Source organism: Paenibacillus sp. JGP012 (assembly GCF_014203995.1).
GTDB lineage: Bacteria > Bacillota > Bacilli > Paenibacillales > Paenibacillaceae > Paenibacillus > Paenibacillus silvae.
This window is the reverse complement of record NZ_JACHKG010000012.1, coordinates 39,271-51,954: the sequence shown is the minus strand read 5'-3', so window position 1 is coordinate 51,954 and position 12,684 is coordinate 39,271. Positions and strand designations below refer to the sequence as shown.

Genomic DNA, 12,684 nt, shown 5'->3' with positions numbered 1-12,684 from the left:
TGTTATCATACAACGCCCAAGCCTCACACGTCTTCTTTACGGAGTAAGTCATCGCTGCAGATGTTTTACTTGATATGACTTATTGTGGCTTGATACGACAAGCACAAACAAAAAAAGCCAACCCGGTTGGCTTCTCTCATTTCCCCTATCCACACAGTTTCCTGTATCCACAGGAAGATTTCTTTTGGTTTATCATTCCACGGATGGCTATCCACATATCCAGCCTGTCCACAATTTCGTGCACAGCCTATTTTCCATATCATTGATTAATTATCCACATATCCCGATATTCACATGGTTATAGACAGACCATTGTTCGGTTTTCTAAAACATATCCACGGATGTGTTGCTTTATATGAGCGGTTTAGAAAATAATCCAGTACAGCAGTCCCGCAAGAGCTCCCGTAATTGGAATCGTAATAAACCACGTAATAATTATACGGCCAGCCAGTCCCCATTTTACCGCCGAGAAGCGCTTAGCGGAACCTACACCCAGAATGGCGGATGTAATCGCATGTGTAGTACTTACCGGAAGGTGAAGCAGCGTTGCCGTGAAAATAACGGAGGCCGCCGACAAATCTGCCGCAAAGCCGTTAATCGGTTCGATTTTGAAAATTTTCGTGCCCATCGTTTTGATGATTTTCCATCCACCAATGGACGTTCCCAGTGCCATCGCAGTGGCCGCCGAAATTTTTACCCACAGCGGTACTTCGAGATGATCCTGTACTTTAGCTGCGACGAGCGCGAATGTAATAATCCCCATAGCCTTCTGCGCATCGTTAGTACCGTGCGTAAATGCCTGCAGTGCAGCTGTGAAAATCTGTACCGTACGGAAGCCTTTATTGACGTTATGCGGGCTTCGTTTGGCAAATACATATTTGAGAATCGTCATGACGATATAACCAATCGCAAAAGCAATCAGAGGTGATAACAGCAAACCGCCTACAATATCAATAAAGCCCGTCCATTTCACTTTGTCCGAACCTGCTCCAACGAGTACAGCACCCGCGAGCGCGCCAATCAGCGCATGTGAAGAGGAAGAAGGAATTCCAAACCACCATGTCACCAGATTCCATATGATAGCGGCGATCAAGGTGACGATGACGACCTCGATGCCGTTATCCAGCTTGGTGGGGTCCGTCACACTCCCCCCAATCGTCTTCGCTACACCTGTAAACATCATTGCACCGACAAAGTTCATCACAGCCGCCAGAAGAATAGCCCGGCGCGGCGTCAATGCACGTGTTGATACCGAAGTTGCGATTGCATTGGCTGTATCGTGAAAACCATTAATGAAGTCAAACGCCAGTGCAAGGAAGACGACTATACCTAATACCCAAATCGTTGTTTCCATTAGTCTCTGGCTCCTTAAGAATTACGCATGATGATGGACTCAAGAACGTTGGCAACATGCTCACAATCATCCGTTGTCGTTTCAAGGCGTTCATAAATCTCTTTGCGCTTGATCAGTTCAATCGGATCGGATACTGTAGCGAACAGATTCTTGATACAGTTACGCAATACCTCGTCGCCCTGGTTTTCCAGATCGTTCAGACGAATGGTGTATTCGCGAATCGCCAGCAATTTTTTCTGGGACAGCAAATGAATCGCCTTTTGAATTTCATAAGCCGATTGACGCAAAATTTCTGCAAATTGAATGATATACTCATCCGGTTCAACCAGTTGGTACATATAGAAACGGGAAGCTGTAGCTTCGATTCCGTCCAATACGTCATCAAGAGTTGTTGTCAGTTCCATAATATCATCGCGTTCAATCGGCGTGATAAATGTTTTGTTCAGCTCTGTAATGATGGTGTGTACATAGTCATCACATTGCGACTCGTACTTCTTCATTTCATTAGCAAAAAGAGTTACATCCTGAAGGTTGGAAACATGCTGGGAGAAATAATCTGCCGCTTGAACCACCGTATCTGCCATGTTCTCCAGTGTTTCAAAAAATATATCCTTCTTCTTCTTAATCTTCATAGCTCTATCCCCTCTTCGAGAAATTGCGCTGATAACCGATGAAACATGAAATGACAACCTTTGATATCTTATCATATTTGTTTCATGGTTTGTACAAAAGCTGCGATGCTTTTTTATATTCTTCTCATATAAACCTGAAATGAATCTTAATTATGTGGAATTATGGCAAAATCAGACTCAAATTTTACACTGCGTTTACATTTCTCCAGGAAAATCAACCCAGAAGCTTATCATGACTGCTCACCGAGCTTCACATGATCTGCAAATTCCGGGGCGTTTGGAACGATGTTAATGAAGGTTTTACCAGGAACAAGTTTCATCTCCACTCCGTCCTGCACGAAACGAATGATATCCCCTTCTTTCCTCACCCACTGCCCGCGAATCATTTTTCCCTTCTGAAACAGCATCGCTTCCCCGCCTTGATCCACATTAACAGCCAATCGGCCTACATCGTCGAGCACCTTGTGATCTGCTCCGGCAACAATGATGTTAGCTGCACCAAGCTGATGGCCATTATCTTTATCCTCATCGGGCTTTCCATTAACCATTCTCATATATCGTCCGCTAACCTCATCGTAATCATACGTTACTTTATAACTATTCAATAAATAATGGAGTTCAAACTGCTTCACAGCCTCCCCTGCTGAAGTAGACCCTTGTTCGTCGTACATATACACAGGAGATTGAAACTCATGGCTGTACCCCTTCTTCTCTGCACCCTCTCTAAGCTTTTCGACAGAGGTATACAGATTGTGAGGAGCCTTGCGATCCTTGGAGCGCCAGAAATAGGGGCCGCCATTCGAAATTTCATCCATATGCTGCTTCTGCTGTTTTTGCAAAATAGAATAGGCCTCCGGGCTGCCTCCCGCATGCACAAGCACACCATCATAGCTTTCGCCGAGCTCGATCAGGTACGGACGTATGCTGCGCACTGGGCCAACAGCGTCTGCGCCGCCTTCACTCTGGAAAACCGCGATAAAACGGGTGATGCCGCCTTCAGCAAGCACCTCGATAATAATGTCTGCTGCGCTTAGCCCGGATTGAGGACGTGCCGCAGGTGCATTGTTAATCATGACCGCCAGCGGGCGATCCGTAGGTGCTGTCTCCACAGCTAGTCCTGTTAAAGGAGCTGTAAACATCGGATTAACAGGCTGCTCAATCGGCTGCTCTTCCTGCACTGGTGCAGGTGCAGGCTCCGGCTGAGGAACCTTGGCGAGCTCCTTATCCTGACAAGCGACAAGGCTAATAGCCAGAAGACAGCCTGATGCTGTCAGCAATGCTTTTTTCCAAGAAAACGAATTCAAAATAAAACCTCCTGAACGATCTGGCTGACTCCCTTCAGATGTCATATGTGATATTTCTCTCATGCAGACAACCATCTCACGTATTTCCTTCCATTTAATCACAATGCTCCCGTTTTGTCTGCGCCTGAAAAGCCTTGATACAGCTCGTTTATCGTTTTTGAATCACAGGTTAAGAGATTAAATGTGTCAGAAATGTGAACTTCTTAAACCTTACTTAAAATTTGAACTAGATTGTGATTATTATCACAAACAAAACACCTTTACGGCTATACAATAAAGACATCAAAGGTGATCACTTAGAAAAACAAAAACAACACACACATTAGATTTCATAAAAGGAGTGGTTTATATGTTCAGCTTCAACCAATGGATTAGAGAAAACAAAGTGGCAATGTGGATTTTGACAATACTTCGGGTGTATATCGGTTACGACTGGATGACTCACGGCTGGAGCAAATTGACTGGCGGTTTCCAAGCTGGCGGTTTCCTCGCAGGAGCACTTGGTAAAGCAACAGGTGAAAACCCGGCCGTTCAAGCTTGGTGGGCAACATTCCTTGAAAAATTCGCAATTCCGAATGCCGGATTGTTCGACTTCGTTATCCCGCTTGGTGAATTCCTTGTAGGTCTGGGACTTCTCCTTGGATGCTTCACAACCCTGGCAGCTCTGATGGCAATGGTCATGAACTTCGCGTTCCTCTTCTCGGGTACAGTAAGCACTAACGCTCAACTGGTTCTGATGGAAATCTTCATCGTCGTAGCTGGTGCAAATGCTGGTAAAATCGGTCTGGATCACTGGGTTCTGCCTTACCTTCGCGGATTGTTCAACCGCAACAAAACGGTGACACCTACGACACCAACCATTACACCAACGAAGAAAACAGCGTAATCTAAATAAATTATAAAACCTCGGTCCTGCTCCTTCCACGGAGCAGGATTTTTATTGATTTGTAAGTTGGCCGCATCTTGTTCACCACAACAAATAAAGCAGCGGCTTCCCAGAGGAAGCCGCTGCTAACGATGTTATATAATTTAAACACATAATATCATTTGAATTTCATTTCTTCGGCTCTCATCAGAACCTGAGTTGCTTCCGCGCGAGTCAACGGAGCTGAGGAATCAAAAGCCCCATTGACTCGGCCCTTCATTATCCCCGACTGCTGCAATTGAGCTGCTGCCTGAATTGCCCAGGCAGGAATGGTTGCTACATCCGTGAAGGAAGCCTCCGCGTCAGCATCTGTGATCGCCATGGCACGGCTGACCATAACGGCCATCTCTGCTCGGGTAATCGAAGCGTTGGCACGAAAGTTACCTCTCATATCTCCCTGAATCCAGCCCAGAGCACTGGCTAAGGCAACATCTTCACGCGCCCATGCCCCGATCTGTGCCATATCTGAGAAGACTGGCGAAGCTGAATCCGTATCGATATGCTCAGTTGCTGGCTTGAGCATCCGCACCAGCATTGCTGTAAACTCCGCTCGGGTTACAGGGGCTCCCGGATGGAATGTACCATCCGCATAACCTTTGACGATACCCAGCTCAGCCGCTTGGCGAATGGTGGAAGCTGCCCAGTGTCCGCTAATATCACTGAAATCACCTTTTGCAGGTATCGGACTCGCGTCAGCTGCTGGAACAGCCATCACGGCAAAACGTGTAAAGTGATTCACATCTACACTAATTGTGTTCCCTTTGATTACGCCACCTTCAACCATGATCCATGGCGTATTGGGCTGATTTTGGTAGAAGACAGCAAGCTTCTCATTGCTCGAGAGTGATGTAGGGTCAAAACTCAGCGTTAATTTCACTGGAGCGCCAAAGTTCCCCTGCATGTTTTTGGTAAATTCGTATACCTGACTCACAACACGCATGTTGCCGTTCAGCCCGGTCAGTGGTGTGTTCACAACGATAGCTTTGATCTCCAACTGCTGATTGGCTGCACCTGCTGGGACCTGGAGCTGCATTCCCGTACCTAATTTAATTTCAGCAGCTTGCCCTGCAGCAATAGATACGTTTACTTGCGTATCACTCGTACTATTCGAAGCATTATTTTCAGTGCCGAGGGCAGAGTTAGAGTTGGAGTTAGAACCTGAACCTCCTCCACTTTCGCTGCTTCCGCCATTCCCACTGCTCCCTGTGCCACCGTTGCCATTGTTCCCTGAGTTTGAACCGCCCCCTGGTGTCGTTACCGGCTTCCAGCCCGCGTACAACGTCACATTCGACTGGATCGGCTCACTAAAATCAAACGGCACCGTGAGCTGGGTATCCGTAAACCAACCGGTAAAGGTATAACCGGTTCGCGTTGGTGCGGTGGGTTCAATACCATGATCACCGTAATACACTTCTTGCTTGTCTACACTCGATCCGCCGCCGCTGTCAAATAAGAGCTGGCGCGGTGCATAATAGCTGAAGGTAAGTGTCGAACTATTATTAGCTTCGTCAGTAACAATCAGGGTGTAGCTCCCCTCCTGACTAACCTGACTCCCACTTTTAAATGCTTCACCATTCAACTTGGCATTCCCATCACTGAAGGTGATCGTAGGCGGTTCGGTATATCGTGCCCCGTTTCTTACACCATCCACTGTTGGCGGTGTAAGATCAATTGTAAAAGAAACGGTTGTTGTACCATAGTTGTTGGTTACTACTAAAGTGTAGCTGCCTTCCGAACCAATGGGTGTTCCATTCAGATATTCACTACCATTTAGCGTCGCCTTACCATTTGTAAAACCGGGAGTTACGGTACCATTGTATATGCCTCCGTCGCTAACCCCACTCACCGCTGGGGGTACAGGTGCCTCCACTTTGATCCTGATCGTAGAATAACCGCTGGCGAATCCATTGTTGTTGTAAGTACGGACGGTAAAGCTGTCATCCCCTGAATAATTGCTTGCAGCTGTATACGTAAAGCCGTTACCGCGATCGCTTACCGTTCCATGCTGAGGCTGCGTTCGCAACGATACACCCGAAGCCCCACTCCCGGATGCATTGCCAAGCAAATCCGAACTATATATTTGTACAGACTGACCAGATGGAACTGTATAGATCGTGCTTGTTCCTGCCAACTCACCCGGAACACTTCCACCATCAACACGTCTCGGATAACCACCGTTTTTAACAATATAATATTGGAACGCATAAGGATTATTGCTCATATTCGGCACTCCAAACTGGCGAGTTCCATCACCGCCAAATTTCTCGCCTAGCAGTGAAAACAATTCTTGGTTGTCCATTAATGAGACAAGTCTGCCATCACTAGGTTCCCAGGTTGTCTGCATTGGCACAAGAAATGGTATCGTTTCGCCGATAAGCTCATAACCAGTTCCATTACCGATATCGTTCCCATTCTGCTCGGCAGAAGTTGTTGCTGCCACAGCAAAAAACAGCTTGGTGTCCGGTATCGGAATCTCAACAGACGGCAGCGTAAACGTTTCACCATCCGAAGAACCAAACGCCGAGCCAATCGTATCATAAAGTCTTGGGTAATCCAGTGATCTATGCTTGCTTCCATCCAGCTTCAGCCATCCACTAGGTACAAAAGCGTATGGGAACATACGCACTTCGCCCGCCAGAGCATTACTTACCATTCCTTCCTCTCGTGGTGGGAACAATCCCCCGGTTGAAATGTAATATCCCATCCCGTCAGGCACGGGTAAAGATGTCAGATTCGGCAACGAAAAGTTATCCTTCCCATCGCCGCCATACCAAGTTCCGATCAAGGAAAACAAAGTTGAATTGCTCTGAATGCTCAATGTCTGGCCTGCAGCGAATGTCCATCCTTCTGGTGCAAAATTGTAAGGAAAGAGCTGAATCTCACCTACATACGGTTGATTAGCAGCCGCATGCGCTAATCGCGTTGTTCCATTCCCCAAGGAACATGTCGTAAACGTTAACACAAATACCAATGTGATTTTCCAAAAGACACGGCACGCATGTTGAATCACTCCGCTATCTCCCCTTTATTCATATTTCCTCATGCTAAATGCAATAAGAATTATTGAACTTTCCGCTATCCCCGCCTGTATGGGATTTTTCGTAACACGTAACATGATTACGCTTAGTTTAATTGATGCATTGGGAAATGAATATAGCGAATTTCTAGCTATTCAGCCTTATTTTTTTTGCACAATTATGAATTGGCAATGATATTAATCATAATACCCATTCACTTTTTCCAGAACGCTACAATACAAGTTGATGGTATCCAGTCCCGTACACTTGCTCACCTGCCGGACTCCATATTATGATAAATATAAAGTCTGTTCGTAAAAAGGAGTATCCTATGCCAACTCAACGCCGTCTTGAAACGGACGCCGATTTTCAGGAAGCCATGACTTTAAAACATAAAATTCGCGTATTCAAAGATAACCACCAGATTGATTCTGGCGGCATTATCATTCGTTTTGATGAGAAAACCGTTGTTGTGCAATCCAGTGTCAGCGAGCTGGCCTATCACTCGCGTGCGGAATGTGAATTGTTCGAGATTCGTAAATAGTGTTAAAAGTCAGGATACAGGCATGCTTCTTTGAGATATTACAGCAAAAGCCTGTGACGTCTCTAAACACCAAAAAAAGGTTCCACGCAGTCGTTAACAGACGCGAGGAACCTTTTATCTTATTTATACGGTATTCTTCACTTCATTAATCGTTAATAACTTGAAAGACGTCACTTGCATCCAAACTGGATGAGAACTGCATCCCAGTATTTTCATGTACTCCACTCTCATCTGCTCCGGGTTACATGCCGTCTCCAAACTGCCAGCAGTTCAGACTAAGCGTGCCATGAGGATAGGATTGAAATAACCTCCGGGCTGTGCGGGACATATCCGCTGAGCCCATCGCATAGAACAAAGGTGCGATATGCTCCATTCCATAGGAGGGTACTGCTGTCCGCGCATGAGGAGCTTTTTTATCATACTGAAACAGCTCTCTTGTATTCCACTGCTGCAGTCGCTCCCCCAGCCAATCATCAAATTCGATTGCCCAGTCCTGTGGCTCGTCATCCTGTGCCAGCATTCTCAGATTATGAACCGTTCCACCGCTACCAACAATCAGCACATTATCATACCGGAGCTGCTCCAGCATACGCCCGATATCATACTGCTCTTGAGGAGAACGCAGGGAGTCCACTGATACCGCTATAACCGGAATGTTGGCCTCGGGATACATATGCAACAGCGGCACCCACACGCCATGATCCAGCCCTCGTCCAAGAACAGGCTGATATGGCAAGTTGCTTCGGGAGAATAACGCACAGATCTCGTTCGCAATTTCAGTCTGCCCGACTGCAGGGTACTGTATGTTATACATTGCTGAAGGATATCCGTAAAAATCATGCAGGGTCTGATGGTTCTCATCCATCGTCACCGAAGGCACAGGACAGTCCCAGTGTGCAGTAAAAACAACGATAGCCTTTGGAGCCGGCAGCCTCTCTCCAAGCTGGTTCAAAAATTGAGTGTAGTCACTGCTCTCCACCGAAAGCAGGGGAGAACCATGCGCAATGAATAGTGCGGGTAATGTCATCGCTGCCAACCTCCAGACACGGATAGGATGCTTACCTCTCTATTTTACCCCGAAGAAGGCGCTTTTCCAAGCTACCCCCCGTGACTTTTGATTGATGACGTTTGACTGATCGCTTAGATCATCCAGTGCTGCCAGTTCTCTTCAATCTTCTGACGCTCTCCAAGCCATTCTCTTGTGCGAGTAATGAGCTGTTCCCGCTCTTTACCTGATGAGAAGGTATGATTGCCTTGGAAGATAATCTCCTTGTCGCAGCGCCCTTCCTGACGCATCCAGAAAACTTTCTGATACAGAAACGCATAGTCTACCGGGATGACCTCATCGGAAGTACCGTGTACAACCAGCACATCCCCGCTGAACTTCACGGCTTCCTGGAATGGTTGATGTTCTGCCAACGAATCGAAAAATTTCGGTGTGAATTTGTAACCTAGATAATCGGCAGCACCTTTTCTCACGCCTTCATCGTACACGTCCCGGCCTGTAATCTTTACAATATCGTTGAATGGATAACCGACAGCAGACCACATCACGAGATTTTTAACCCGTTTGTCTCGAACAGCCGTCAATAGCGCAACAGCTCCACCCAAGCTGTGTCCAATCAAAGTGACACGTGTAGGATCTACATCACTGCAGTTCACAGCATAATCCAGTACAGAACGGGTTTGCAACACCATGGACTCCAGCCCTTCTGCCCCATACTCACCACTGCTCTCTCCGCAGCCGATGTAATCGAAACGAAGCACCAGATATCCGTCTTCCGCGAGTTCGCGCGCTGTCTTTACAAACAAACGATCCACACCAATTCGGCTTCCCACAAAGCCGTGGCAGATGACCGCCAAAGGCACACGCTGCTGACGTGTCTCCTCTTTGATATCTTTTACAACCGGATAGTGAATGGTCGCGGTTAACTCCTCTTCGCCGTGACGGATGCTGATCTGACGTTCCATACCGATTTCCCCTTTCCTTGGTGAAAATGCAATCTATTTGACGTTTATCGTTCTTATGTTAATTGTATTTAATCCGATAAGTTTAGTAAGCATTAAGAAGATATTAGTATATTATCATTCCCTTACCCGTAAGTCAACGCGAGAAATGATCGTTCCTTGTCGTATGCTGTTGTTCTCTTTTTGAGCCATTCCCCCTGCAAAAAAAAGAGCCTGGCTATGTTCAGCAAGGCTCGTAATTTACGCTGTTTGGTTCCTGTAGCAGTTATTTCCTCTGCATGTATAGTCCATGGTTCTTTCCTACTCGTAACTCCTACGGAACATCGCATGAGTCTCGATTCGGCCATTCCATTCATGCTGCTGACCTTCACCATCGTTGTCCCAGAAGCTTCTGCCCTGCAGATTGTCATCGTTAAGCTCTTCCCCAAACTCCGCATCGTCCACAGTCTCATTCATTGGCACTACCTCATCCTTAACACCACGGGAATTACTGTTGAGCAGCATTTTGCGTGTCAGTTCTGATTGCTTGTCCATCTTGAGCTCCCTCCTGTCCGTCATTTCGGTTTTAAATTGCTACTATTGTGGTGGATTGCACAGCTCTTTATTCACCGTTCACAGAATCGTTGCTTCTTCGGAACGGTCTGTGTATATTCCAGATTCACAAGGGGAAAATACAACCAAAATCAAAGGCATCCCCTCTGGAACGCCTTTCACCGAAAGGAATGAGCTCATGGCACATCTGCTTGCATGGATTCAGCATCATGGAAAGCTGGTGCTCTTATGTACCTGTGTTGTGCTAGCCTGCATCGGGCTATGGGTGAACCACAAGCAGTTATTTTATAAGGAATGACTTTGCGAAACGACAGCCCTTCCCGTATACTAAAATACCGTCAGGGTCTTCATGAATATGGAGGATCAGAACGTGTGAGGACAGGGGGAGCAACATTGGGGATTTCGTATAAGAAGCTGAAAGAAATACAAAATCGGCAAATCACCGAGATGAGTCGAATGACACCAGATAACGTAAAACTGTATAACCAGATTAGCAGCATTGCACGGCAGTCACCGGCAGACGAGAGAACTCAGGAAGAATGGATTCTCGCCGCAGGTAAAGCCATCGTACAGGCACAGCAGTCAAACAAACCAGCTCGCGAATTGTATGGACCTGATCTGGAAAAGGATATTTATATGCAGCTGGGAATAGGTGATGCTGAGCCAAACGTCCAATCAGGGACAAATACGGGCAGAAATTATTCCAGTACAGTTTCCAACAAAAAGAATAATGCCAGCACCGTTCAGCACGCGGATCATGACAATACGTCAGAGCCTGCGCAGCGAACACCTAAATGGTATGTGATGATCGCCTGGGCAGCTATATCCGTAGTACTGTTCATTCAAGGCTGCGCAGGATTATTCTTCGGTATGACAGACGGCGATACCGAGCCTTTCGAGCATATTAGCCTGTTTTCCCTCCTTATTGCCGCTGTAGGCGGGATTGCACTGGTGGAGATGCTGCGTCGCTTAGCAGCACGACCAGACGACCAGGGCGAGGACAAACATATGATGCCCAAAGTCAACGTTGGAGGCATCCTCATCTTTATCGTCATCGTTGTGCTTGTACTCTTTGTCGGTTACCCGCTTAGAAATAAACTTCCTGTTTTCTACATGGCCCCGTGGGTGAGTGCGGTCATTGGCATTGTTGGACTGGCTCTAATGAGACCGCTATTCGGGCAAAAGAAACAGGCATAAAAGGACACAGACAGGCACATATTCACTGGTGGTCATTACTACAATGGAAGTTTAACAGGGACCGAATAGGTCCCTTTTTATATGGCTGCCGTTTTGATAGTTTAAATCACTAATTCAGTTTATGCCATTTGATTAATCAATTTTTTGCTTCTCATCCCTCTACCAGAGGTTTCGGGCTACTGCTGTGGTGCAGCGTAAGACTCTGCTCCAGCTTGAGCTGATTGCGCTGCTTTACACCTTTGCCCGGCGTCTCCCCGAATTCACGTTTGTACATCCGGATAAAATAATTTACTTCCATGCCTACATTCTCTGCCGCTTCCTTCACACTCGCGTGAGGATGTTCGTTCAGCCACTCCATTCCCTTATGCAAACGCCAGCGCTGCATGTACTGATGCCCTGTCACACCGTAGTGCTGATGAAACAGGCGATTTAGATGCTGTACAGAGTAACCTGCTGCATCAGCCACATGTTTGAATAACAGATCATCCTGATAATGAGCCTGCATCAAGGCAATAGCCCGGTTGAGCCCCTGTTGGCCAGCATCCGGGTGCAGCTGCATTCCCGACACGCTGCTCTCTTGCCCTGCACTGTCCGCTTCCTTGGATAAGTGCCTGATTTTTGGCGCTGCCGCTGGAAAAGTTGACAGTGCTTCTTGAGGCATAGCCTGAGCGAGTTCCAGAATGAACTGGTATACCAAGGCAGAGATACTCCACATCGACATCTTGCCCTGATCCAGCGCCTTCCACAATTCCGTCATCCGTGACCATATCACATCAAACCCCGATACGATGCCAGGTTCCCTGCGAACCAATCCTGCAGCCTGAAGCACCGATGCCGCTGATTCACCGCCGATTCCGATGCACGCCAGCTCACCGCTCGTTTTGGGATGAGGAATATACTCATGAGCTATTCCCGGTTCAAGTGCAAACAATTGACCTGAACCAATAACAAGAACCCCTCTTCCCTCAATGTTAAACCGCCCCCCGCCACCTCGTGCCATAAACAGCTGGTACACCGGAAAACCGTCCGGTCTATGCAATCCCTTCTCTTCCTGCGTACCCACACCGTACAGGTACAAAGGCATTCTTGAATCCGGCCGCCCTGTCAAACGAAACGCTAACATGCCATCCTTCCTTTCAGCTTATGAGCTAATGCCTCTCTGCCTTTTATTATCGGTCGTTTGATCACAGA

At 47.1% G+C, this 12,684-nt stretch carries 11 protein-coding genes; 3 read left to right on the top strand and 8 right to left on the bottom strand.

The genetic code is table 11. The annotated features are described in order from the left end of the window. Positions 1-364 precede the first annotated feature (364 nt). The 3 genes from HNR77_RS15900 to HNR77_RS15890 all read right to left on the bottom strand — a co-directional run bounded on the left by HNR77_RS15900 (position 365) and on the right by HNR77_RS15890 (position 3,335). Positions 365-1,354: an inorganic phosphate transporter gene (locus HNR77_RS15900; RefSeq protein ID WP_184186169.1), complete on the bottom strand. Its 990-nt coding sequence runs from the start codon at positions 1,352-1,354 to the stop codon at positions 365-367. A gap of 14 nt (positions 1,355-1,368) precedes the next feature. Beyond that, complete coding sequence (locus tag HNR77_RS15895) at positions 1,369-1,986, bottom strand: DUF47 domain-containing protein (RefSeq protein ID WP_184186166.1); 618 nt, start codon at positions 1,984-1,986, stop codon at positions 1,369-1,371. 230 nt (positions 1,987-2,216) lie between these two features. Further along, complete coding sequence (locus HNR77_RS15890; protein ID WP_184186163.1) at positions 2,217-3,335, bottom strand: DUF3048 domain-containing protein; 1,119 nt, start codon at positions 3,333-3,335, stop codon at positions 2,217-2,219. A gap of 304 nt (positions 3,336-3,639) precedes the next feature. On the opposite strand from HNR77_RS15890, the gene HNR77_RS15885 reads away from it, so the two are divergent. Then, positions 3,640-4,176, top strand: coding sequence for a DoxX family membrane protein (locus HNR77_RS15885; protein WP_184186160.1), 537 nt, complete (start codon positions 3,640-3,642; stop codon positions 4,174-4,176). A 157-nt stretch (positions 4,177-4,333) separates the two neighbouring features. Here HNR77_RS15885 and HNR77_RS15880 read toward each other — a convergent pair whose 3' ends face one another. Then, complete coding sequence (locus HNR77_RS15880; RefSeq protein WP_184186157.1) at positions 4,334-7,225, bottom strand: tail fiber protein; 2,892 nt, start codon at positions 7,223-7,225, stop codon at positions 4,334-4,336. Positions 7,226-7,563: 338 nt separating this feature from the next. On the opposite strand from HNR77_RS15880, the gene HNR77_RS15875 reads away from it, so the two are divergent. Then, positions 7,564-7,776 (top strand): hypothetical protein, encoded by a 213-nt coding sequence (locus HNR77_RS15875; RefSeq protein ID WP_184186154.1) that lies wholly within the window; start codon positions 7,564-7,566, stop codon positions 7,774-7,776. 241 nt (positions 7,777-8,017) lie between these two features. On the opposite strand, the gene HNR77_RS15870 is transcribed toward HNR77_RS15875, so the two are convergent. From HNR77_RS15870 to HNR77_RS15860, 3 genes are all read right to left on the bottom strand, one after another. Further along, positions 8,018-8,803, bottom strand: a complete 786-nt coding sequence (locus HNR77_RS15870) for a DODA-type extradiol aromatic ring-opening family dioxygenase (protein WP_184186152.1) — start codon at positions 8,801-8,803, stop codon at positions 8,018-8,020. Between the two features lie 113 nt (positions 8,804-8,916). Continuing rightward, positions 8,917-9,747 (bottom strand): alpha/beta hydrolase, encoded by an 831-nt coding sequence (locus tag HNR77_RS15865; protein WP_184186149.1) that lies wholly within the window; start codon positions 9,745-9,747, stop codon positions 8,917-8,919. Positions 9,748-10,044: 297 nt separating this feature from the next. Beyond that, positions 10,045-10,278, bottom strand: coding sequence for a hypothetical protein (locus HNR77_RS15860; protein ID WP_145405546.1), 234 nt, complete (start codon positions 10,276-10,278; stop codon positions 10,045-10,047). Between the two features lie 411 nt (positions 10,279-10,689). Here HNR77_RS15860 and HNR77_RS15855 point away from each other — a divergent pair, with 411 nt between their 5' ends. Next, on the top strand, positions 10,690-11,493 hold the full coding sequence (locus HNR77_RS15855; RefSeq protein ID WP_184186146.1) for a DUF1129 family protein: 804 nt from the start codon (positions 10,690-10,692) through the stop codon (positions 11,491-11,493). Between the two features lie 151 nt (positions 11,494-11,644). Here the strand turns inward: HNR77_RS15855 and HNR77_RS15850 are convergent, their stop codons facing one another. Then, a complete protein-coding gene (locus HNR77_RS15850; protein ID WP_184186143.1) occupies positions 11,645-12,616 on the bottom strand; it encodes an AraC family transcriptional regulator in 972 nt (323 codons plus the stop codon). Positions 12,617-12,684: the final 68 nt, after the last annotated feature.

What these genes read in the sequence shown, in the direction of transcription:
- HNR77_RS15900 (WP_184186169.1), bottom strand. Translation starts at nt 1,354, where the DNA reads ATGGAAACAACGATTTGGGTATTAGGTATAGTCGTCTTCCTTGCACTG.
- HNR77_RS15895 (WP_184186166.1), bottom strand. Translation starts at nt 1,986, where the DNA reads ATGAAGATTAAGAAGAAGAAGGATATATTTTTTGAAACACTGGAGAAC.
- HNR77_RS15890 (WP_184186163.1), bottom strand. Translation starts at nt 3,335, where the DNA reads ATGACATCTGAAGGGAGTCAGCCAGATCGTTCAGGAGGTTTTATTTTG.
- HNR77_RS15885 (WP_184186160.1), top strand. Translation starts at nt 3,640, where the DNA reads ATGTTCAGCTTCAACCAATGGATTAGAGAAAACAAAGTGGCAATGTGG.
- HNR77_RS15875 (WP_184186154.1), top strand. Translation starts at nt 7,564, where the DNA reads ATGCCAACTCAACGCCGTCTTGAAACGGACGCCGATTTTCAGGAAGCC.
- HNR77_RS15870 (WP_184186152.1), bottom strand. Translation starts at nt 8,803, where the DNA reads ATGACATTACCCGCACTATTCATTGCGCATGGTTCTCCCCTGCTTTCG.
- HNR77_RS15865 (WP_184186149.1), bottom strand. Translation starts at nt 9,747, where the DNA reads ATGGAACGTCAGATCAGCATCCGTCACGGCGAAGAGGAGTTAACCGCG.
- HNR77_RS15860 (WP_145405546.1), bottom strand. Translation starts at nt 10,278, where the DNA reads ATGGACAAGCAATCAGAACTGACACGCAAAATGCTGCTCAACAGTAAT.
- HNR77_RS15850 (WP_184186143.1), bottom strand. Translation starts at nt 12,616, where the DNA reads ATGTTAGCGTTTCGTTTGACAGGGCGGCCGGATTCAAGAATGCCTTTG.